Raw genomic sequence first — 22,274 nt, 5'->3', positions numbered from 1 at the left:
TACTCCCCCCCCCCCCCCCCCCCCCCACCCCCCCCCCCCCCCCCCCCCCCCCCCCCCCCCCCCCCCCCCCCCCCCCCCCCCCCCCCCCCCCGCCCCCCCCCCCCCCCCCCCCCCCCCCCCCCCCCCCCCCCCCCCCCCCCCCACAGCCGTACAGGAGCGGTGATCAGAGCTTCTCGATCACGTAGTCGATGCACTTCGTCAGGGCCTCGACGTCCGCCGGGTCGATCGCCGGGAACATCGCGACGCGGAGCTGGTTGCGGCCGAGCTTGCGGTAGGGCTCGGTGTCGACGATGCCGTTGGCGCGCAGGACCTTGGCGATCGCGGCGGCGTCGATCTCCGCGGAGAAGTCGATCGTGCCGATCACCTGGGAGCGCTTGGCCGGGTCCGTGACGAACGGGTCCGCGTGCTTCGACTCCTCGGCCCAGGTGTAGAGGCGGGTGGAGGAGTCCTTCGTACGGGCCGTCGACCAGGCGAGTCCGCCCTGGCCGTTGATCCACTCCAGCTGCTGGTTCAGCAGGAAGAGGGTGGCCAGCGCCGGGGTGTTGTACGTCTGGTTCTTGCGGGAGTTGTCGATCGCCGTGGGGAGGCTGAAGAACTCCGGGATGTGGCGGCCGGACGCGTGGATCCGCTCCGCGCGCTCGATCGCGGCCGGCGAGAAGACGCCGATCCACAGACCGCCGTCGGAGGCGAAGGACTTCTGCGGGGCGAAGTAGTAGACGTCCGTCTCGGCGATGTCGACCGGGAGGCCGCCCGCGCCGGACGTGGCGTCCACCAGGACCAGCGCGCCCTCGTCGGCGCCCGCCACGCGCTTCAGCGGAGCCGCGACGCCCGTGGACGTCTCGTTGTGGGTGAAGGCGTAGACGTCGACGCCCGCCTCGGCCCGCGGCTCGGGGTGCGTGCCGGGGTCGGAGGAGATCACGGTCGGCTCGGCCAGCCAGGGCGCGAGCTTCGCGGCCTTCGCGAACTTGGACGAGAACTCGCCGAACGTGAGGTGCTGCGACTTGTTCTCGATCAGGCCGTGGGTCGCGACGTCCCAGAACGCGGTGGAGCCGCCGTTGCCGAGGATCACCTCGTAGCCCTCGGGGAGGGAGAACAGCTCGGAGATGCCCTCGCGTACCTGGCCGACCAGGTTCTTGACCGGGGCCTGGCGGTGCGAGGTGCCCAGGAGGGATGTGCCGGTCGCGGCCAGCGCGTCCAGCGCTTCCGTCCGCACCTTGGAGGGGCCCGCGCCGAATCGACCGTCGGCGGGCTTGATGTCAGCGGGAATCTGGATCTCAGCCACGAGGCGGAGGGTATCCCTTCGGGGAAACGGCGTGGAAACGTGTCCGTTCGATGAGACGAGATCTCCAGCCTTTGGACCTGTGCGGACCTACGAGACGGCCGGGCGATCGTCACTGTCAGTGACGGGGTGCATGCTTGACCCATGACGGATCTCGAGGCCGATCTGCGCAGGGCCGTCCGGGGTGATGTCGGCTTCGACGTCACCTCCCGGGCGCTCGTCACCATGGACGCGTCCAACTACCGCCGGGTCCCCCTGGGCGTCGTCGCGCCCCGCGACGCCGACGACGTGGCGGCCGTCCTGGAGGTGTGCCGGGCGCACGGGGTGCCGGTGGTGGCGCGCGGCGGCGGGACGTCGATCGCGGGGCAGGCGACCGGCACGGGCGTGGTGCTGGACTTCACCCGGTACATGAACCGGCTGGTCGCCCTCGATCCCGCCGCGCGCACGGCGGTCGTGCAGCCGGGGCTCGTGCTCGACCGGCTCCAGGAGGCCGCCGCCCCGCACGGGCTGCGCTTCGGCCCCGACCCGTCCACGCACAGCCGCTGCACGCTCGGGGGGATGATCGGCAACAACGCGTGCGGCTCCCACTCGGTGGCCTGGGGCACGACGGCCGACAGCGTGCGCGAACTGGCCGTGATCACCGCGCGCGGACGGCGGCTGCGGCTGGGGAAGGGGTGGGCGGGGGCGCCGGACGGACTGCGGGCGCTGGTGGAGGGCGACCTGGCGCGGCTGCGCACCGGTTTCCCCGAGCTGCCCCGCCGTATCTCCGGGTACGCGCTGGACGCGCTGCTGCCCGAGAAGGGCGCCGACGTCGCCCGTTCCTTCTGCGGCTCGGAGGGCACACTGGGCGTGCTCACGGAGGCGGTCGTCGCCCTGGTCGAGGCTCCACGCGCGCGTGCCCTCGCGGTGCTGGGGTACGCCGACGAGGGCGCCGCGGCCGAGGCCGCCGCAGGGATCCTTCCGCACGGGCCGCTCACCGTGGAGGGCATGGCGGCCGACCTCGTGCCGTCGACGGCCGGGCTGCCGAGGGGCGGGGCCTGGCTGTTCGTGGAGACGGGCGGGGAGTCGCCGGGGGAGGCACGCGCGCGTGCGGAGGCGATCGTGCGGGCGGCGGACGTCGTGGACGCGAGCGTGGTCACCGACCCGGCCGGGCAGCGGGCGCTGTGGCGGATCCGGGAGGACGCGAGCGGTACGGCGACCCGGATGCCTGGGGGCACCTCCCAGCCCCCCGGGGCTGGGGAAGGCTCCGAGGCCTGGCCCGGCTGGGAGGACTGCGCGGTCCCGCCGGCCCGGCTCGGCGCCTATCTGCGGGACTTCCGGGAGCTGCTCGGCCGGCACGGGCTGCGCGGGACGCCGTACGGGCACTTCGGGGACGGCTGTATCCACGTCCGGATCGACTTCGACCTGCTGACCCCGGCGGGCGTCGGCCGGTTCCGCGCCTTCTCCGAGGAACTCGCCGACCTGGTGGTGGCGCACGGCGGTTCGCTGTCCGGGGAGCACGGCGACGGGCAGGCGCGCGCCGAACTGCTGCCGAGGATGTACGGCGAGGAGACGGTGGCCCTGTTCGAGCGCGCCAAGGCCGTCTGGGACCCGGACGACCTCCTCAACCCGGGGATGCTGGTCCGCCCCGCGCCCCTCGACACGAACCTCCGTTTCTCCGTCCTGCCGCGCGAGCCGGTGGACGTGGCCTTCGGCTACCCGTCCGACGGCGGCGACTTCTCCGCCGCCGTCCGCCGCTGCGTCGGCGTCGCCAAGTGCCGTACGACGACCGTGTCCGGCCCCGCGGTGATGTGCCCGTCGTTCCGGGCGACGGGCCGGGAGGAGCACTCCACGCGCGGCCGGGCCCGGCTGCTGCACGAGATGCTCGCCGGCGAGCTGGTCACCGACGGCTGGCGGTCGACGGAGGTACGGGACGCGCTGGACCTGTGCCTGTCCTGCAAGGGCTGCCGGTCCGACTGCCCGGTGGAGGTCGACATGGCCACCTACAAGGCGGAGTTCCTGCACCACCACTACGCCGGGCGCCGCCGGCCGGCCGCGCACCACAGCATGGGGCGGCTGCCGGAGTGGCTGCGCTGGGCCTCCCGCACGCGCGCGGTGCCGCTCGTCAACGCGCTCGCCGCCGTGGGGCCGTTGGCACGCGTCGCGAAGGCGGTGGGCGGGCTCGCACCGGAGCGGGCGATCCCCCGGCTGGCGAGGGAGACGTTCAGCCGGTGGTGGGGGAGGCGAAGGCCCTCCGGCGCGGGGGGCGGTGACCTGGTCGTCCTGTGGCCCGACACCTTCACCGAACACCTCTCGCCCGCCGTCGGCCGGGCGGCCGTCCGGGTGCTGGAGGCGGCCGGGCTGCGGGTGGCGCTGCCGCCGACCCTGCGGATGCGCGGGCGCCCGGTCGGCGACGGCCGCTCGACGTCCCCGGCCGCGCTGCTGACCGCCCGCCGGGGCCGGGTCTGCTGCGGGCTGACGTATGTCTCCACCGGCCAGCTGGACCGGGCACGCGCGGTGCTGCGCCGCACGCTGGACCTGATGGAGCCGGTGCTGGAGACGGCCGCGCCGGTCGTCGTCCTGGAGCCGAGCTGCGCCGCCGCCCTGCGCACCGATCTGCCCGAGTTGCTGTCCGACGATCCGCGGGCCGCCCGCCTCGCCGCCCGGGTGCTCACCTTCGCGGAGGTGCTGGAGCGGCACGCGCCCGGCTGGCGGCCGCCGCGCGTGGACCGTCCGGCGGTCGGCCAGACCCACTGCCACCAGCACGCGGTCCTCGGTGACACGGCCGACCGCCGGCTGCGCGCGGCCGCCGGCCTCACCGGGGAGCTGAGCGGCGGCTGCTGCGGCCTCGCGGGCAACTTCGGCTTCGAGAAGGGCCACTTCGAGGTGTCGGTGGCCTGCGCGGAGGAACAGCTGCTGCCGGCCGTGCGGAACGCCCCCGAGGGGTCCGTCGTCCTCGCCGACGGCTTCTCCTGCCGGACGCAGTTGGAGCAGCTGGCCGGCGTGCGGGGGTCGCACCTGGCGGAGATCCTCGCGGAGGGACTGGAGGGACTGGAGGGACTGGAGGGACCGGAGGGGGAGGAAGAATGACGCCTCGACGACTCCGTGCGCACGGTGGTGTGCGGCCACACCCATATGCCGTACGTCCGCCTCGCGCAGGGTCGGCTGGTGGTGAACCCTGGCAGCGTGGGGATGCCGTACGGCGCCCGGCTGGTCGCCGCGTGCGGAGAGTGCGGCTACCCGGAGATCGCCGAGTGGGCCGACGTGTATCTGCATGCGCGAGTGACGGACACGCAGGCGCTGGAGGCGTTCGGCCCCCGGGAAGGGCGGCCCTGATTTGCTGGGACGGCCGGACAGTCGTTCGACCGTTCGACCATTCACCCGAAGGAGCCTTGGCGCATGAGCAGCCTGCGTGTCCAGCCCATCACCCGTGACGAGCACCTGGCGTTCGTCGCGGGCCGCCCCTCCGCCAGCCATATGCAGATCCCCGCCTGGGGCGAGGTGAAGCCGGACTGGCGGGCGGAGAGCCTGGGCTGGTTCGACGAGCGGGGCGGGCTCGCCGGGGTGGGGCTGGTGCTGTTCCGGCCGCTGCCCGGGCTGCGGAGGTACCTGGCCTATCTGCCCGAGGGCCCGCTCATCGACTGGTCCGCGCCCGACCTGGTGGAGCGCTGGCTGGAGCCGATGCTCGCCCATCTGAAGGCGCGGGGCGCGTTCTCGGTGAAGATGGGCCCGCCCGTCGTCGTCCGCCGCTGGAACGCCGAGGCCGTCAAGGCGGCCGTCGCCGACCCGGACGCCCACCGGCTGCGCGACGCCGAGGCCACCTCGTACGAACCGGGCGCCGTCGAGGTCGCCGACCGGCTGCGCCGGGCCGGCTGGCGGCAGACCGAGCCGGGCGGCGAGGACGGCTTCGCCGCCGGACAGCCCCGGTACGTGTTCCAGGTCCCGTTCGCCGGACGGTCGCTGGAGGAGATCCAGGGCGGCCTCAACCAGCAGTGGCGGCGCAACATCAAGAAGGCGGAGAAGGCCGGTGTGAAGGTCGTCCGCGGAGGCCCGGAGGACCTGCCTGCCTTCTACTCGCTCTACACCGAGACCGCCGAACGGGACCGGTTCATCCCGCGCCCGCTGCCCTACTTCCAGCGCATGTGGAGCGCGCTCAACGCCGAACACCCCGACCGCATGCGGCTCTACCTCGCCCACCACGACGGCGAGGTCCTCGCGGCGGCCACCATGCTGACGGTCGGCGAGCACGTCTGGTACTCCTACGGCGCCTCCACCGCCCGCAGACGCGAGGTCCAGCCCAACAACGCGATGCAGTGGCGCATGATGTGCGACGCCCACGAGCTCGGCGCCGCCGTCTACGACCTGCGCGGCATCACCGACACCCTGGAGGACTCGAACCACCTGCTCGGCCTGCTCCGCTTCAAGGTGGGCACCGGCGGGGAGGCCGTGGAGTACCTGGGCGAGTGGGACTTCCCGCTCAACAGGCTGCTGCACAAGGCGCTGGACCTGTACATGGCCCGCCGATAGCGGCAGCACATGGCCCGCCGACAGCGGCAGCCGACATCTCGCTACCGGATCTCAGCACCCGATCCCGCCACCCGATCTCAGCACCCGAGACAGAGGTGTAATGGGTTCACACTCCTGACTAGGTCCATTAACCTGGACTCGGTAGTACATTGAGCTGAACGATCCGAGTCGAGCCACCAGGACCCACCGTGACCGTCCCCGACGCCGCCCCCACGACGCCCCTCGCCCCGGTCACCGCCGCCCCCGGCCGCCGGGGCGCCCTCGGTCCCGTCGGTCTGGTGCTCGCCGGGGGCGTCTCCGTGCAGTTCGGCGGCGCGCTGGCCGTGACGCTGATGCCGCGCGCGGGCGCGCTCGGGGTGGTGGCGCTGCGGCTGCTGGTCGCGGCGGTGGTCCTGCTCGTCGTCTGCCGCCCCCGGCTGCGCGGCCACTCCCGCACGGACTGGGGCACGGTGATCGTCTTCGGCGTCACGATGGCCGCGATGAACGGCCTCTTCTACCAGGCCGTCGACCGGATCCCGCTCGGCCCGGCGGTGACCCTGGAGGTGCTGGGTCCGCTCGCGCTGTCGGTCGTCGCCTCGCGCCGCGCGGTGAACCTGGTCTGGGCCGGACTGGCCCTCGCCGGGGTCTTCCTGCTCGGGGGCGGGGGGTTCGGCGACCTCGACCCGGTGGGGGCCGCCTTCGCGCTGGGCGCGGGGGCGATGTGGGCGGCGTACATCGTGTTCAGCGCCCGCACGGGCCGGCGGTTCCCGCAGGCCGACGGGCTCGCGCTGGCGATGGCGGTGGGCGCGCTGCTCTTCCTGCCGCTGGGTGTCGCCGAGTCGGGCGCGAAGCTCGTCGACCCGGTGACGCTGGGGCTGGGCGCGGCGGTGGCCCTGCTGTCGTCCGTCCTCCCGTACACCCTTGAACTCCTGGCCCTGCGCCGCCTCCCCGCCTCTACCTTCGCCGTCCTGATGAGCCTCGAACCCGCCCTCGCCGCGACGGCCGGCTTCCTCATCCTCGGCCAGGCCCTGTCCCTGATGGAGTCCGCCGCGATCGCCCTGGTCATCGCCGCGAGCATGGGCGCGGTACGGACCCAGGTCGGACGGGGGAAGGCGCCGGTTCCGGAGGCGTAGCCGTCCGTCGAGCCGGGGCGCCCCGGAGGCCCCGGCCGGAAATTCATGCAAGCATGCTTGATTGTTTCTGGTCCCGCTGCCATGCTCCACCCCATGGCCGACCCGACGCCCGTGATCGACGACCTGAAGGCCGAGAGCGACGAACTGGACCGTCTCGTCGCGGAGTTGAGGCCGGAGCAGTGGACGCTCCCGACCCCCGCGCCCGGCTGGACCGTCGCGCACCAGATCGCCCACCTCGCCTGGACCGACCGCTCCTCCGTGCTGGCCGTGACCGATCAGGACGCCTTCGGCCGTGAGGTCGAGAAGGCGCTGGCCGCACCCGGCGACTTCGTGGACAACGGCGCCGACGAGGGCGCCGCCGAGCCGCCCGAGCGGCTGCTCGCGGACTGGCGGGCCGGCCGCGAGGCCCTCGCCGAGGCCCTGCGAGCGGCGCCACCGGGCGCGCGTTTCCCCTGGTACGGCCCGCCCATGTCGGCCGCCTCCATGGCCACCGCCCGCCTCATGGAGACCTGGGCCCACGGCCTGGACGTGGCGGACGCGCTCGGCGTGACCCCCGTACCCACCGACCGGCTCCGCCACATCGTCCGCCTCGGCGTCCGCACCCGCGACTTCGCCTTCGGCGTGCACGGCCTGCCCACGCCCTTCGAGGAGTTCCGCGTCGAACTGCGCGGCCCGTCGGGCGAGCTGTGGACGTACGGCCCCGAGGACGCCGCCGACCGCGTCACCGGCCCCGCGCTCGACTTCTGCCGTCTGGTCACCCAGCGCGCCCACCGCGCCGACCTCGCGCTGGAGGCGGAGGGCCCGGACGCCGACCGCTGGCTGGACGTCGCCCAGGCCTTCGCCGGCCCGCCCGGCAAGGGCCGCGCACCGCGGGGAGCGGCCGAGTGACGCCCCCGGACCCGGTCCCGGTCCTGCCCACGGACCCGGTCCCGGCCCCGCCCCCGCTCCCGGCCCTGCGCATCGGCAACGCCTCCGGTTTCTACGGCGACCGCCTCGACGCCATGCGCGAGATGCTCACCGGCGGCGAACTCGACGTCCTCACCGGCGACTACCTCGCCGAGCTGACCATGCTGATCCTGGGCCGGGACCGGCTCAAGGACCCGTCCGCCGGGTACGCCCGCACCTTCCTGCGTCAGCTGGAGGAGTGCCTCGGCCTCGCCCACGACCGCCGCGTGCGGATCGTCACCAACGCGGGCGGACTGAATCCGGCCGGACTCGCCGACGCCGTACGCGGGCTGGCCGGCCGCCTCGGCATCCCCGTGCGGGTCGCCCACGTCGAGGGCGACGACCTCACCGCCGCGCACCCCGGCAGCCTCACCGCCCACGCCTACCTCGGCGGCTTCGGCATCGCCGCCTGTCTGCGCGAGGGCGCGGACATCGTGGTCACCGGCCGGGTGACGGACGCGGCCCTGGTCACCGGCCCCGCCGCCGCGTACTTCGGCTGGGGGCCCACGGAGTACGACCGGCTCGCGGGGGCTGTCGTCGCCGGGCATGTGCTGGAGTGCGGGACCCAGGCGACCGGCGGCAACCACGCCTTCTTCCGGGAGGCGGACGTGCGGCGCCCCGGCTTCCCGCTGGCCGAGCTGCACGAGGACGGCAGCTGCGTGATCACCAAGCATCCCGGCACCGGCGGGCTCGTCGACGTCGGCACGGTCACCGCCCAGCTGCTCTACGAGACCGGCGGCGCCCGGTACGCGGGACCCGACGTCACCGCCCGGCTGGACACCGTACGGCTCACCCAGGACGGGCCGGACCGGGTGCGGATCGACGGGGTGTGCGGGGAGGCCCCGCCGCCCACGCTCAAGGTCGGCCGCACCCGCCTCGGCGGCTTCCGCAACGAGGTCGTCTTCGTGCTCACCGGCCTCGACATCGAGGCCAAGGCGGCGCTGGTGCGCGAGCAGATGGACGCCCACGCATTCGCCAAGTCCCCTCCCGAGGAGGTCCGTTGGGACCTCGTGCGGACCGACCGGCCCGACGCCGACACCGAGGAGACAGCGAGCGCCCTGCTGCGGCTCGTCGTACGCGACCCCCGACAGGACGTCGTGGGGCGGGCGTTGAGCGGCGCGGCCGTGGAGCTGGCGCTCGCGAGCTACCCGGGCTTCCATGTGCTCGCCCCGCCGGGCAAGGGCGCCCCGTACGGCGTCTTCGAGGCCGCGTACGTCCCCCGGGACGGCGTCGAGCACCTCGCGATCCTCGACGACGGCCGCCGGCTCTCCGTGGCGCCGGGCGCCGACAGTCTCGTCCTCGAGGCCGTACCGGAGCCGCCGCCGCCCGAGCCGCTGCCGCCGGGGCCCGTGCGGCGCGCGCCCCTCGGGCTCGTCGCCGGCGCCCGCAGCGGCGACAAGGGCGGGGACGCCAACGTCGGGGTGTGGGTACGGACGGACGAGGCGTGGCGGTGGCTCGCGCACACGCTCACCGTCGACCTCTTCCGGCAGCTGATCCCCGAGAGCGCCGAGTTGACCGTCACCCGGCACGCGCTGCCCCGGCTGCGCGCCCTGAACTTCGTCGTCGAGGGCATCCTCGGCGCGGGCGTCGCCGCCCAGCACCGCTTCGACCCGCAGGCCAAGGCCCTCGGCGAATGGCTGCGCTCCCGTCACCTGGACATCCCGGAGGCCCTGTTTTGACCGTCCTGTCGTCGGCGCTGGACACCAACGGCCCCGACCACCGCGCGCACCGCGAGGCGATGCTCGCCAAGCTGGCCGACCTCGACGCCGAGCACGCCAAGGCGCTGGCCGGAGGCGGCGAGAAGTACGTCCGACGCCACCGCGAGCGCGGCAAACTGCTCGCCCGGGAGCGCATCGAACTGCTCCTCGACCCGGACACGCCGTTCCTGGAGCTGTCGCCGCTGGCGGCCTGGGGCAGCGAGTACACCGTGGGCGCCTCGCTGGTCACCGGGATCGGGGTCGTCGAGGGCGTGGAGTGCCTGATCACGGCCAACGACCCGACCGTGCGCGGCGGCGCCAGCAACCCCTGGTCCCTGAAGAAGGCCCTGCGGGCGAACGACATCGCCCTGGCCAACCGGCTGCCCTGCATCAGCCTGGTGGAGTCCGGCGGGGCCGACCTGCCGTCCCAGAAGGAGATCTTCATCCCCGGGGGCGCGATCTTCCGGGACCTGACCCGGCTGTCGGCGGCCGGCATCCCGACGGTGGCGGTGGTGTTCGGCAACTCGACCGCCGGCGGCGCCTACATCCCCGGCATGTCCGATCACGTGATCATGGTCAAGGAGCGGGCCAAGGTGTTCCTCGGCGGGCCGCCGCTGGTGAAGATGGCCACCGGGGAGGAGAGCGACGACGAGTCCCTGGGCGGCGCGGAGATGCACGCGCGCGTGTCGGGTCTCGCCGACTACTTCGCCGTCGACGAGCGCGACGCCCTGCGGCAGGCCCGGCGGGTGGTCGCCCGGCTCAACCACCGCAAGGCGTACGACGATCCGAGCCCGGCCGAGCCGCCCAAGTACGATCCGGACGAGCTGCTGGGCATCGTCCCCGGCGACCTCAAGGTCCCCTTCGACCCGCGCGAGGTGATCGCCCGGATCGTCGACGGCTCCGACTTCGACGAGTTCAAGCCGCTGTACGGCAGCAGCCTGGCCACCGGCTGGGCGACCCTGCACGGCTACCCCGTGGGCATCCTGGCGAACGCCCAGGGCGTGCTCTTCAGCGCGGAGTCCCAGAAGGCCGCCCAGTTCATCCAGCTCGCCAACCAGCGCGACATCCCGCTGCTCTTCCTGCACAACACCACCGGCTACATGGTGGGCAAGGAGTACGAGCAGGGCGGCATCATCAAGCACGGCGCGATGATGATCAACGCGGTCTCCAATTCGACGGTGCCCCACCTGTCGGTGCTGCTGGGCGCCTCGTACGGGGCCGGCCACTACGGCATGTGCGGGCGCGCCTACGACCCCCGCTTCCTGTTCGCCTGGCCCAGCGCCAAGTCCGCCGTGATGGGCCCGCAGCAGCTCGCGGGCGTCCTGTCGATCGTCGCCCGGCAGTCGGCGACGGCGAAGGGGCAGCCCTACGACGAGGACGCGGACGCCGCCCTGCGGGCCATGGTGGAGCAGCAGATCGAGTCCGAGTCGCTGCCGATGTTCCTGTCCGGGCGGCTGTACGACGACGGCGTCATCGACCCGCGCGACACCCGCACGGTCCTGGGGCTGTGCCTCTCGGCCATTCACACCGCCCCCTACGAGGGTGCGCGGGGCGGCTTCGGCGTCTTCCGGATGTGAGGGACCTTCCAGTGATCGCTTCTGTGCTCGTCGCCAACCGCGGCGAGATCGCCTGCCGTGTCTTCCGCACCTGTCGTGAGCTGGGCATCCGGACGGTCGCCGTGCACTCGGACGCCGACGGGACCGCGCTGCACACGCGCGTGGCCGACGCGGCGGTACGGCTGCCGGGCGCCGCCCCCGCGGACACCTATCTGCGCGCCGACCTGATCGTGAAGGCCGCCGTGGCGGCGGGCGCGGACGCCGTGCACCCCGGCTACGGCTTCCTCTCCGAGAACGCCGACTTCGCGCGTGCCGTGCTGGACGCGGGCCTGGTCTGGATCGGCCCTCCTCCGGAGGCGATCGAGGCGATGGCCTCCAAGACACGCGCGAAGGAACTGATGGGCCTCGCGCCCCTGGACGCGCGGGAGGTGACGAAGGCGGACCTTCCGGTCCTGGTGAAGGCGGCCGCGGGCGGCGGCGGGCGCGGGATGCGCGTCGTGCGCCGCCTGGAGGAGCTGAGCGCCGCACTGGACGGCGCGCGCGCCGAGGCCGCGAGCGCCTTCGGTGACGGCGAGGTGTTCGTCGAGCCCTACGTGGAGAACGGCCGCCACGTGGAGGTGCAGGTGCTCGCCGACACCCACGGCACCGTGTGGGTGCTCGGCACCCGCGACTGCTCCCTCCAGCGCCGCCACCAGAAGGTGGTCGAGGAGGCCCCGGCGCCCGGCCTCCCCGCGCCGCTGGAGGAGGAACTGCGCACGCTGGCCGTGCGCGCCGCGCGCGCCGTCTCCTACGTCGGCGCCGGCACCGTCGAGTTCCTCGTCGCCGACGGCCGCGCGCACTTCCTGGAGATGAACACCCGCCTCCAGGTCGAGCACCCGGTCACCGAGGCCGTCTTCGGCGTCGACCTGGTCGCGGAGCAGATCCGGGTCGCCGAGGGCGCCGCGCTCGCCCCCGAACCGCCCCACGCGCGCGGCCACGCGATCGAGGCCCGCCTCTACGCCGAGGACCCCGCGACCGGCTGGACCCCGCAGACCGGCACCCTGCACCGCCTGGCCGTCCCCGACGGCGTCCGCCTGGACACCGGCTACGGCGACGGCGACGAGATCGGCGTCCACTACGACCCGATGCTCGCCAAGGTCGTCGCCCACGCCCCCACGCGCGCGGAGGCGATCCGCCGGCTGGCCGGAGCCCTGGAACGCGCCGTCCTGCACGGCCCGACCACCAACCGCGACCTCCTGGTCCGCTCCCTGCGCCACGAGGAGTTCACCTCCGCCCGCATGGACACGGGCTTCTACGACCGCCATCTGCCGTCGCTGACCGCGCCCGCCACCGACCCGTACGCCCCGCTGGCCGCCGCGCTGGCGGAAGCGCGCGCCGGTGCCCGCAGGGGGCTCGGCGTGGGCGGCTGGCGCAACCTGCCCTCCCAGCCGCAGACGAAGCGGTACGCGGTCGGGGGCGAGGAGGCCGAGGTCGGCTACACCTACGGGCGCGGTGGCCTCACGGCGGACCGCGTCCAGGTCGTCCACGCGGACCCCGCCCTGGTGGTCCTGGAGATCGACGGCGTACGGCGCCGCTTCGAGGTCGCCCGCCACGGCGACCAGGTCCACGTCAACGGCACCACCCTCACCGCCCTGCCCCGCTTCCCCGACCCGGAGGCCCAGCGCGCCCCCGGCTCCCTGCTGGCCCCGATGCCCGGCACGGTCGTCAAGATCGCGGAAGGTCTCATCACCGGATCGAGTGTCCAGGCCGGTGAACCACTGGTGTGGCTCGAAGCGATGAAGATGCAGCACGTCATTTCGGCCCCGACGGCGGGGACGCTGACGGAGTTGCAGGTGACGACCGGACAACAGGTCCAGGTCGGCACTCTGCTGGCGGTAGTGCAAGCGACCTAGGGGCGCGGGGCCGCATCGATATGCGGCTCCGCCGCGTGAGCGCGACCGGCCACGACGAACCCGCACCCGAAGGAGCCACCATGACCACTCTGATCGAAACGGACGAGCACAAGGCCCTCCGCGAAGCGGTAACGGCCTTCGCCAAGGGCCACACCGACACCAACGGCCTCTGGCAAGCCGCAGCCAAACTCGGCTACATCGGCGTCAACCTGCCGGAGGCGTACGGCGGAGGCGGCGGCGGCATCACCGAACTCTCCCTGGTCCTCGAAGAACTGGGCGCCGCCGGAAACCCCCTCCTCATGATGATCGTCTCCCCGGCGATCTGCGGCACGGTCATCGCCCGCTTCGGCACCGAGGCCCAGAAACAGGAGTGGCTCCCCGCGCTGGCGGACGGCACCCGTCTCATGGCCTTCGGCATCACCGAACCCGACGCCGGCTCCAACAGCCACCGCATCACCACCACCGCCCGCCGCGACGGCACGGACTGGCTGCTCACCGGCCGCAAGGTCTTCGTCTCCGGCGTGGACATCGCGGACGCCACCCTCATCGTCGGCCGCACGGAGGACGCCCGCACCGGCCGCCTCAAGCCCTGCCTCTTCATCGTCCCGCGTGACGCTCCCGGCTTCACCCACCGCCGCATCGACATGGAACTGCACAGCGCGGAGAAGCAGTTCGAACTGATCTTGGACGACGTACGGCTCCCGGCGGAGGCACTCGTCGGCGACGAGGACGCGGGCCTGCTCCAGCTGTTCGCCGGTCTGAACCCCGAGCGGATCATGACGGCCGCGTTCGCGATCGGCATGGGCCGGTACGCGCTCACACGCGCGATCGAGTACGCCCGCGACCGCACCGTCTGGAACACCCCGATCGGCGCCCACCAGGCCATCGCCCACCCCCTCGCCCAGGCCCACATCGACCTCGAACTGGCCCGCCTGATGATGCAGAAGGCGGCCCACCTGTACGACGCGGGGGACGACGCCGGCGCGGGCGAGGCCGCCAACATGGCCAAGTACGCGGCGGGGGAGGCCTGTGTGAAGGCGGTCGACCAGGCCGTGCAGACCCTCGGCGGCAACGGCCTGACGACCGAGTTCGGCATCGCCCGGCTCATCACGGCCTCGCGCGTGGCTCGTATCGCCCCGGTGAGCCGGGAGATGATTCTGAACTACGTCTCCCACCAGACCCTGGGCCTGCCCAAGTCCTACTAGGCAGCACACCGTCGTGCCAGGAGGAACCATGTTCCGCAGCGAGTACGCAGACGTCCCGCCCGTCGAACTCCCCATCCACGAGGCGGTGCTGGGCCGGGCCGCCGAGTACGGCGACACACCCGCGCTGATCGACGGCACGGACGGCACGACGCTCACCTACGGCCAACTCGACGTCTTCCACCGGCGCGTCGCCGCCGCGCTCGCCGAGGCCGGCGTCAGCAAGGGCGACGTCCTCGCCCTGCACAGCCCGAACACCGTGGCCTTCCCGGTCGCCTTCTACGCGGCCACGCGCGCGGGTGCCTCCGTCACCACCGTGCACCCGCTCGCCACGGCCGAGGAGTTCGCCAAGCAGCTCGGCGACTCGGCCGCCCGCTGGATCGTGACCGTCTCCCCGCTGCTGGAGACGGCCCGCCGGGCCGCCGAACTCGCGGGCGGCGTCGAGGAGATCCTCGTCTGCGACAGCGCGCACGGCCACCGCTCGCTGATCGACATGCTCGCCTCGGCCGCCCCCGAACCGGACGTCGCGATCGACCCCACCGAGGACGTGGCGGCCCTGCCGTACTCCTCCGGCACCACCGGCGTCCCCAAGGGCGTGATGCTCACCCACCGGCAGATCGCCACCAACCTCGACCAGCTCGCCCCGGCGATCTCGGCGGCCCCCGGCGACCGCATCCTCGCCGTCCTGCCGTTCTTCCACATCTACGGGCTCACGGCTCTGATGAACGCGCCGCTGCGCCAGGGCGCCACGGTCGTCGTCCTGCCCCGCTTCGAGCTGGAGACGTTCCTCGCGGCCATCCAGAACCACCGCATCACCGCCCTCTACGTGGCCCCGCCGATCGTCCTCGCCCTCGCCAAGCACCCGGCGGTCGCCCAGTACGACCTGTCGTCCCTGAAGTACGTCGTCAGCGCCGCCGCCCCCCTGGACGCGACCCTCGCCGCCGCCTGCTCCGCACGCCTGGACCTGCCGCCCGTCGGCCAGGCCTACGGCATGACGGAACTGTCACCGGGCACCCACGTCGTCCCCCTCGACGCCATGGCCGACGCCCCCGCCGGCACCGTCGGCAAGCTCATCGCCGGCACCGAGATGCGGATCGTCTCCCTCGACGACCCCGGCAAGGACCTCGGCGTCGGCGAGCCCGGCGAGATCCTCATCCGCGGCCCGCAGATCATGAAGGGCTACCTCGGCCGCCCCGACGCCACCGCCGACATGATCGACACCGACGGCTGGCTGCACACCGGCGACATCGGACGCGTCGACGAGGACGGCTGGCTCTTCGTCGTCGACCGGGTCAAGGAACTCATCAAGTACAAGGGCTTCCAAGTGGCCCCCGCCGAACTGGAGGCGCTCCTGCTCACCCACCCCGGCATCGCGGACGCCGCCGTCATCGGCGTCTACAACGACGACGGCAACGAGACCCCGCACGCCTTCGTGGTCCGCCAGCCGACCGCCCCCGACCTCTCCGAAGGAGAGATCGCGATGTACGTCGCCGAACGGGTCGCCCCCTACAAGCGCGTCCGCCAGGTCACCTTCCTCGACGCCGTACCCAGGGCGGCCAGCGGGAAGATCCTGCGCCGCCACCTCAGGGAGCGCGCATGACAGCGGTCCGACGGGACCGGGAACGCGGCATCGAGACGCTCACCCTCGACTCGCCCGACACCCGCAACGCCCTCTCCTCGGCCCTCGTCGGCGCCCTCGCCGACGCCCTCACCGACTGCGGCAAGGACCCCGACGTCCGCGCCGTCGTCCTCACCCACACCGGCACCACCTTCTGCGCCGGCGCCGACCTGCGCGACCCGCCCGACCCGGACGCCTTCGTCGGCCTGCTGCGCCGGATCGTGGAGCTGCCCAAGCCGGTCGTCGCCCGGGTCACCGGGCACGTCCGGGCCGGCGGCCTCGGCCTGCTGGCCGCCTGCGACATCACCGCCGCCTCCACCGCCTCGACCTTCGCGTTCACCGAGGTCCGGATCGGCGTGGCACCGGCCGTGATCTCCCTGCCGCTGCTCCCGCGCACCGACCCCCGCGCCCTCGCCCGCTACTACCTCACCGGCGAGCGCTTCGACGCCCCCGAGGCCGCCCGCACCGGCCTGCTCACCACGGCCGGCGACGACATCGACGCCGTACTCGAACCCGTCCTCGACGGCCTGCGCAGATCCGCCCCCCAGGGCCTCGCCGAGACGAAACGGCTGCTCACGGCTAGGGTGCTGGAGACCTTCGACCGGGACGCGGCCCACCTCACCGCCCTCTCGGCTCGGCTGTTCTCCTCCCCGCAAGCCCGCGAGGGGATGACGGCCTTCCTCGAACGACGGGATCCCGCATGGGTGCTGTGAGCGCAGTCGACCGTGACCGCGCCCCCAAGCAGGACCGCAGCCGGGCCACCCGGCAGCGGCTCCTGGAAGCCGCCGTGGCCTGCCTCGCCGAACACGGCTGGGCGGGCTCCACGGTCTCCGTCGTCGCCGAACGCGCGGGCGTCTCCCGGGGCGCCGCACAGCACCACTTCCCCACCCGCGAGGACCTCTTCACCGCCGCCGTCGAGTACGTCGCCGAGGAACGCTCGACCGCGCTGCGCGCCCTCTTCCCCGAAGGCGGCGCCGACCGCCACGAGGTCGTCGCCGCCCTGGTCGACCTCTACACCGGCCCCCTCTTCCGGGCCGCGCTGCACCTGTGGGTCGCCGCGTCCAACGAGGAGCAGCTGCGCCCGCGCGTGACCGAACTGGAGGCCCGCGTCGGCCGCGAGACCCACCGGATAGCCGTGGAACTCCTCGACGCCGACGAGTCCGTGCCCGGCGTCCGCGAGAGCGTCCAGGGCCTGCTGGACATGGCCCGCGGCCTCGGCCTCGCCAACCTCCTCACCGACGACGCGGGCCGCCGGGAACGGGTCGTGGCGCAGTGGGCGGGACTGCTGGACGAGACGCTCGGCTGAGGGCGTTGTCAGTGCCGTGCCCTACGGTTCCGGCATGGGAAGCACCTTCCAGACGATCGTCGACCGTGACGCGACGCCCGAGGAGGCGCCGCGGCTCGCGCGGACCGTGGTGGACTGGCTCGTCGCCGAGGGCATCGTGCTCGCCGAGGCGAAACCGGGCTGGGCCCTGAGTGACGATCCGGCCCATCCGCCCGGCCCGCACTGGCACAAGGCGGTGGAGGACGCCCGCTGGGGCGGCCCGGAGGGCGTCGCCGTGTACACCGAGCACCACATCTTCTGGAGCAACTTCAACGCCGACGACTCGTCCACGGGCAGCTGCCCGCGCTGCGGGGCCGCCGTCGACGAGCCGTCGCTCTTCTCCGACGCGACCACCCGGTGGCACGAGACCGGCGAGGCCGCCGTCGACTGCCCCGCCTGCGCCGAGACCGTCCCGCTGGAGGCCTGGAACTGGTCCGACGACCATCTGGCCTTCGCCCACCTAGGCTTCGAGTTCTGGAACTGGCCCCCGCTCAGCGAGGAGTTCCGCGCCCGTATGGCGGAGTTCCTGCCGGGTCACCGCACGGCGTTCCTCCCGGGCAAGATCTGAGCGGACGGCGGTCGGTCGGCTCGACGGCGGCCGGCCGGTTCAGGGCAGGGGGCAGCAGGCCGCCTCAGGGGCTGAGCCGCTCCACCCGCCAGCTGCCGTCCGCCTCCGCCACGTACTGGAGGCGGTCGTGCAGCCGGTTCTCCCGCCCCTGCCAGAACTCCACCGACTGCGGCGCCACCCGGAAACCGCCCCAGTGCGTCGGCACCGGCACCTGCTCGCCCTCCGGATAGCGGGCCGCCAGCTCGGCGTACGACGCGTCGAGGTCCGCGCGCGTCCCGATCACCGAGGACTGCCCGCTGGCCCAGGCACCCAGCTGGGAGCCGTGCGGCCGGGTCCGGAAGTACGCGGCGGTCTCGTCCCGCCCGGTCCGCCGGGCCACGCCCCGCACGATCACTTGCCGCGCCATCGGATGCCAGGGGAAGAGCAGCGAGACGTACGGGTTCTCGGCGAGATCCCGGGCCTTGCGCGAGTCATAGTTGGTGTAGAAGACGAAGCCCTGCTCGTCGAACTGCTTCAGCAGCACCGTCCGCGAACTGGGCCGGCCCTCGGCGTCCGCGGTGGACACGACCATCGCGTTCGGCTCGAACAGATGGGCCTCCACGGCCGCCTCCCGGAACCAGCGCGCGAACTGCGCCACGGGCGTGGCGGCCAGCTCCGCCTCGGCGAGACCCTCCGCGCGGTACTGCTTGCGCATGGCGGCGGGATCGGGGACGGGGCCGGAGTAGACGGCGTCGGCGTCGTTCACGGTGGCCATCCTGCCGTATCGGCGCCCCAACTCCGCCACCCCATCCGGGGTGGCACTGAGTGCCGCAACCACTCCCCAAAGGTGGCACTCAGGGATATGGTGCTGTAGCCATCCCGGTTGGGTGACCGCCGACCGCACGGGGCATCACTGGGGTGACCGCCCACGACCGCGAGTCCCCGCACCTCGCGTGCACCGGACCGTGGATCCGCCGGCGCCATCCGTCGCACACATCACGAGGAGCCGCCTGATGTCCGACTTCGTACCCGGACTCGAAGGAGTCATCGCGTTCGAGACGGAGATCGCCGAACCTGACAAGGAAGGCGGCGCCCTGCGATACCGGGGCGTCGACATCGAGGACCTGGTCGGCCACGTCTCCTTCGGCAACGTCTGGGGGCTGCTCGTCGACGGCGCCTTCAACCCCGGGCTGCCGCCCGCCGAACCCTTCCCCATCCCCGTCCACTCCGGGGACATCCGCGTCGACGTCCAGTCCGCGCTCGCCATGCTCGCCCCCGTCTGGGGCCTCAAACCGCTCCTCGACATCGATGCCGAGCAGGCCCGCGACGACCTCGCCCGCGCCGCCGTCATGGCGCTGTCCTACGTCGCCCAGTCCGCCCGCGGCCAGGGCCGCCCCATGGTCCCCCAGCGCGAGATCGACAAGGCCCAGTCCGTCGTCGAACGCTTCATGATCCGCTGGCGCGGCGAGCCCGACCCCAAGCACGTCGCCGCCGTCGACGCCTACTGGACCTCCGCCGCCGAGCACGGCATGAACGCCTCCACCTTCACGGCGAGAGTGATCGCCTCCACCGGCGCCGACGTCGCGGCCGCGCTGTCCGGCGCCGTCGGAGCGATGTCCGGCCCGCTGCACGGCGGCGCCCCCTCCCGCGTCCTCGGCATGATCGAGGAGATCGAGCGCACCGGGGACGCCACCGCCTACGTCAAGCAGGCCCTCGACCGCGGCGAACGCCTCATGGGCTTCGGCCACCGCGTCTACCGCGCCGAGGACCCCCGCGCCCGCGTCCTGCGCCGCACCGCCCGCGAACTCGGCGCACCCCGCTTCGAGATCGCCGAGGCCCTCGAGAAGGCCGCCCTCGAAGAGCTGCACGCCCGCCGCCCGGACCGGGTCCTGGCGACGAACGTCGAGTTCTGGGCGGCCATCGTGCTGGACTTCGCCGAGGTCCCGGCGCACATGTTCACCTCGATGTTCACCTGTGCCCGCACCGCCGGCTGGTCCGCGCACATCCTGGAGCAGAAGCGGACCGGCCGCCTGGTCCGCCCGTCCGCCCGCTACATCGGCCCCGGCACCCGCGGCCCCCAGGAGATCGAGGGCTTCACGGACATCGCGCACTGAGCCGCGCGCCGGGGCGTTACGTCAGGGCCTTGGGTCAGGGCGTCACGGCAGGGCGTCACGGCAGGGCGTCACGGCAGGGCGTCACGCGGGGGTGAGCAGCTCCGCGTGATGACGCTCCGCCACCAGCGGGTGGGCGCGCAGCTTGCCCTTCAGCTCGTTGAAGCCGTACTCGGCGAACAGCGGGTTGGCCGGATCGTCCGTCACCCCCGGCGCGGCCGAAGCGTGCGGGAACGGCAGTGGCGCCACGCGCGCGTCCAGCCGGGGGTTGTAGAAGAACGGCACCGAGAACCGCTCCACAGCGCTCGGCGGGGACACGACACGATGGTTGGTGGCGACGAGATACCCGTTCGTCGCCACCTCCAGCAGCTCCCCGAGATTGACCACGAACGCACCGGGCAGCGGCGGCACGTCATGGAAACGGCCGTCCTCCCGCTGCACCTGGAGCCCGCCGACCCGGTCCTGGAGCAGCAGCGTGAGGAACCCGTAGTCCTTGTGGGCACCGACGCCCTGACCGGCACCGTCCCCCGCACTCCCCGGATACCGCACCAGCTTCAGATGCGGGTGCGCCCGCTCGCCGAACACCGGGTCGTAGAAGTCGGGCGCGGCGCCGATCGAGGCCAGCAGCTCGTGCAGCAGCCGCTCGGCGACCCCGCTGAGCCGCTCGATCCACGCGAGCGCGGCCGTCCGCAGCTCGGGCAGCCCGGCGGGCCACTGGTTCGGCCCCTCCAGCCACCAGTACGCGGGCTCGCCGGGCCCCGGTGCCCGGGCCGGCCGCTCCGCCCCGATGTCCAGCTGGTCCCGCCAGTCCTGCCGACCGCCGGTGCGCTCGTCACCGGTGCGCGTGTACCCGCGGAAGTGCGGGGAGTTCACGTTGTCGATCGCGAGCCGCTCGGCCTCCGGCAGCGCGAAGAAGGCCCGCATGGCGGCGAGCAGCCGCCGGGTCTCCTCGTCCGGCACGCCGTGCCCCACGAGCTGGAAGAACCCCACGTCGTGGGCGGCGCTGTGCAGCTGGGCACGCAGCAGCGCACGCGCCTGCGGCCCGCGGTCGGCGGCCGAGAGATCGATGATCGGGAGTTGCTGGTACGACGGAGTCGTCGACGCGTTCGTCATGGCTGTGTCCACGCAGGTGAAAGAACGGGGTGGGGCGAAGCTCGGTGAACCGAGGGAGGGCCGCGCGGGCGGCGGACAGGAGATGGCTGGACGGCTCAGACGGAGCGTCGACAGCCCATGCTCGTGACGCGGACGTAGTCCACGTGGCGGCGTCGAACGAGCGCAAGCATGGCCCCACCCTACTGCCTGCCGAAAATTCTCTCGGTGACGCCCACCACGCCCCGAAGATCCTGCGACCCCGACCGCCCCTCGCCCCGAAAAACGCAGACGACCCGCGAGTCGGGTCCTCCTGGAGGAGGGCCGGCCGGACGTACCGGCGACTCGCGGGTCGGGTGACTGCGTTGAATTGGCCGGCTGCACGCGTCTCGCACGTGCTGGTCCGGCACCGCACTGAATGTGGTGGCGGGCCGCTAGCCCGCAGCCACCTCACGCGTCCGGGTTCCATTCATTTACCCGATCACCTCCTTTCTCGGTGTACCCGACACCTTAGGAACGGCTTCCGCGCCAATCAACTGTTTTTCCGAGAAGTTGGCCGCCGTCTTCGGCCAGGGGCCGATGCAGCGCCGCCAGGCGTGGCAGGCGGCGACGCATCTCCTCGTCGTCGTCGAAGTCGAAGTCCGCGCCCGGGTCGGGTTCGGTGGGGCGTGCGGCCGGGCGGGTCGTCTCGTGGTCGTGGAGGGCGGTGTCGAAGCCGTCCGGGTCGCCGGTGAGGAGTTCGTAGGCGTAGCCCGCGGCGTAGGTGGTGTCCTCGTCGAAGAGGACGCCGTCGTCCTGGGTCTCGGCCGCCGCGATCACGTCGGGGTGGCCGGCGAGGGTGTCGGGGGCGGCGACGACACGGTCGTACCAGGTGCGGCCCTGGGCGACGACTCCGGCGCGGGCCAGGAGGCCGGCGAGTGACCGCGCGAAGGGCAGGTCGTCCGAGATTGGACGTATTTCCGCAGCTCACCTAGCGTTCCGGCCATGACTGAACGGCGTGCGATTCTCAGCGGTTCCGTGTTCGAGGAGCAGATCGGTTACGCCCGGGCCGTCGTCGACGGCGACTGGGTGCACGTGTCGGGCACGACCGGCTACGACTACGCGACGATGACGATCGCGGACGACGTCGTGGCGCAGGCCGAGCAGTGTCTGCGGAACATCGGCGCGGCGCTCGCGGAGGCGGGCTGCGGCTTCGAGGACGTCGTACGGGTGCGGTATCTGCTGCCCGAGCGGGCGGACTTCGAGCCGTGCTGGCCGGTGCTGCGCCGCTGTTTCGGGGAGGTGCGGCCGGCGGCGACGATGATGGTGTGCGGGCTGGCCGATCCACGGATGCGGATCGAGATCGAGGTGTACGCGCGCAGGCCCGCGCGGGCCGCAGAAACGCGTTGACGCGCGC

The 22,274-nt window shown here is 73.2% G+C and carries 18 protein-coding genes and 1 pseudogene; 15 read left to right on the top strand and 4 right to left on the bottom strand.

Annotation, left to right across the window (positions count from 1 at the left end):
• Positions 1-163 precede the first annotated feature (163 nt).
• Positions 164-1,282, bottom strand: coding sequence for a phosphoserine transaminase (serC, locus tag ACZ6D7_RS14095; RefSeq protein WP_469489179.1), 1,119 nt, complete (start codon positions 1,280-1,282; stop codon positions 164-166).
• A 141-nt stretch (positions 1,283-1,423) separates the two neighbouring features.
• Here serC and ACZ6D7_RS14090 point away from each other — a divergent pair, with 141 nt between their 5' ends.
• The 13 genes and pseudogenes from ACZ6D7_RS14090 to ACZ6D7_RS14030 all read left to right on the top strand — a co-directional run bounded on the left by ACZ6D7_RS14090 (position 1,424) and on the right by ACZ6D7_RS14030 (position 17,699).
• Positions 1,424-4,348, top strand: a complete 2,925-nt coding sequence (locus ACZ6D7_RS14090) for an FAD-binding and (Fe-S)-binding domain-containing protein (protein WP_469489175.1) — start codon at positions 1,424-1,426, stop codon at positions 4,346-4,348.
• 3 nt (positions 4,349-4,351) lie between these two features.
• A pseudogene (locus tag ACZ6D7_RS14085) lies at positions 4,352-4,594 on the top strand (metallophosphoesterase family protein); the annotation flags it as partial.
• Between the two features lie 63 nt (positions 4,595-4,657).
• Positions 4,658-5,785, top strand: coding sequence for a lipid II:glycine glycyltransferase FemX (locus ACZ6D7_RS14080; protein WP_469489172.1), 1,128 nt, complete (start codon positions 4,658-4,660; stop codon positions 5,783-5,785).
• Between the two features lie 188 nt (positions 5,786-5,973).
• Positions 5,974-6,897, top strand: coding sequence for an EamA family transporter (locus tag ACZ6D7_RS14075; protein WP_469489167.1), 924 nt, complete (start codon positions 5,974-5,976; stop codon positions 6,895-6,897).
• Positions 6,898-6,990: 93 nt separating this feature from the next.
• Positions 6,991-7,785 carry a TIGR03084 family metal-binding protein gene (locus ACZ6D7_RS14070; RefSeq protein WP_469489164.1) on the top strand — a complete coding sequence of 265 codons (795 nt, stop codon included), beginning with the start codon at positions 6,991-6,993 and terminating at the stop codon, positions 7,783-7,785.
• Positions 7,786-7,808: 23 nt separating this feature from the next.
• Positions 7,809-9,521: an acyclic terpene utilization AtuA family protein gene (locus tag ACZ6D7_RS14065; RefSeq protein ID WP_469489440.1), complete on the top strand. Its 1,713-nt coding sequence runs from the start codon at positions 7,809-7,811 to the stop codon at positions 9,519-9,521.
• Positions 9,518-11,116: an acyl-CoA carboxylase subunit beta gene (locus tag ACZ6D7_RS14060; RefSeq protein ID WP_469489161.1), complete on the top strand. Its 1,599-nt coding sequence runs from the start codon at positions 9,518-9,520 to the stop codon at positions 11,114-11,116. The genes ACZ6D7_RS14065 and ACZ6D7_RS14060 overlap by 4 nt, the downstream gene beginning before the upstream one ends.
• Positions 11,117-11,127: 11 nt before the next feature.
• Positions 11,128-12,987 (top strand): acetyl/propionyl/methylcrotonyl-CoA carboxylase subunit alpha, encoded by a 1,860-nt coding sequence (locus ACZ6D7_RS14055; RefSeq protein ID WP_469489158.1) that lies wholly within the window; start codon positions 11,128-11,130, stop codon positions 12,985-12,987.
• Between the two features lie 80 nt (positions 12,988-13,067).
• The gene (locus ACZ6D7_RS14050; protein ID WP_469489152.1) at positions 13,068-14,192 is read left to right on the top strand and encodes an acyl-CoA dehydrogenase family protein; all 1,125 of its coding nucleotides are present in this window, start codon (positions 13,068-13,070) and stop codon (positions 14,190-14,192) included.
• A 28-nt stretch (positions 14,193-14,220) separates the two neighbouring features.
• Entirely contained in the window at positions 14,221-15,789 is a 1,569-nt protein-coding gene (locus ACZ6D7_RS14045; protein ID WP_469489145.1) for a 4-coumarate--CoA ligase family protein, read from the top strand.
• Positions 15,786-16,520: an enoyl-CoA hydratase family protein gene (locus tag ACZ6D7_RS14040; RefSeq protein WP_469489143.1), complete on the top strand. Its 735-nt coding sequence runs from the start codon at positions 15,786-15,788 to the stop codon at positions 16,518-16,520. The genes ACZ6D7_RS14045 and ACZ6D7_RS14040 overlap by 4 nt, the downstream gene beginning before the upstream one ends.
• A complete protein-coding gene (locus tag ACZ6D7_RS14035; protein WP_469489139.1) occupies positions 16,508-17,113 on the top strand; it encodes a TetR/AcrR family transcriptional regulator in 606 nt (201 codons plus the stop codon). Before ACZ6D7_RS14040 ends, ACZ6D7_RS14035 begins: the two co-directional genes overlap by 13 nt.
• A gap of 34 nt (positions 17,114-17,147) precedes the next feature.
• On the top strand, positions 17,148-17,699 hold the full coding sequence (locus ACZ6D7_RS14030; protein WP_469489133.1) for a hypothetical protein: 552 nt from the start codon (positions 17,148-17,150) through the stop codon (positions 17,697-17,699).
• Positions 17,700-17,763: 64 nt separating this feature from the next.
• Here ACZ6D7_RS14030 and pdxH read toward each other — a convergent pair whose 3' ends face one another.
• Positions 17,764-18,453: a pyridoxamine 5'-phosphate oxidase gene (pdxH, locus tag ACZ6D7_RS14025; protein WP_469489129.1), complete on the bottom strand. Its 690-nt coding sequence runs from the start codon at positions 18,451-18,453 to the stop codon at positions 17,764-17,766.
• Between the two features lie 238 nt (positions 18,454-18,691).
• Between pdxH and ACZ6D7_RS14020 the strand changes: the two genes are divergently transcribed.
• On the top strand, positions 18,692-19,792 hold the full coding sequence (locus ACZ6D7_RS14020; RefSeq protein WP_469489126.1) for a citrate synthase 2: 1,101 nt from the start codon (positions 18,692-18,694) through the stop codon (positions 19,790-19,792).
• 81 nt (positions 19,793-19,873) lie between these two features.
• Here the strand turns inward: ACZ6D7_RS14020 and ACZ6D7_RS14015 are convergent, their stop codons facing one another.
• Both ACZ6D7_RS14015 and ACZ6D7_RS14010 read right to left on the bottom strand, forming a co-directional pair.
• Positions 19,874-20,902, bottom strand: coding sequence for an isopenicillin N synthase family dioxygenase (locus tag ACZ6D7_RS14015; protein WP_469489124.1), 1,029 nt, complete (start codon positions 20,900-20,902; stop codon positions 19,874-19,876).
• Between the two features lie 486 nt (positions 20,903-21,388).
• Positions 21,389-21,784 (bottom strand): DUF4240 domain-containing protein, encoded by a 396-nt coding sequence (locus tag ACZ6D7_RS14010; protein ID WP_469489437.1) that lies wholly within the window; start codon positions 21,782-21,784, stop codon positions 21,389-21,391.
• A gap of 78 nt (positions 21,785-21,862) precedes the next feature.
• On the opposite strand from ACZ6D7_RS14010, the gene ACZ6D7_RS14005 reads away from it, so the two are divergent.
• A complete protein-coding gene (locus tag ACZ6D7_RS14005; RefSeq protein ID WP_469489121.1) occupies positions 21,863-22,267 on the top strand; it encodes a RidA family protein in 405 nt (134 codons plus the stop codon).
• The last annotated feature ends 7 nt before the right edge of the window (positions 22,268-22,274 follow it).

It is taken from the genome of Streptomyces sp. NPDC041784 (genome assembly GCF_055591025.1).
This window is presented reverse-complemented; position numbering and strand designations above follow the sequence as displayed.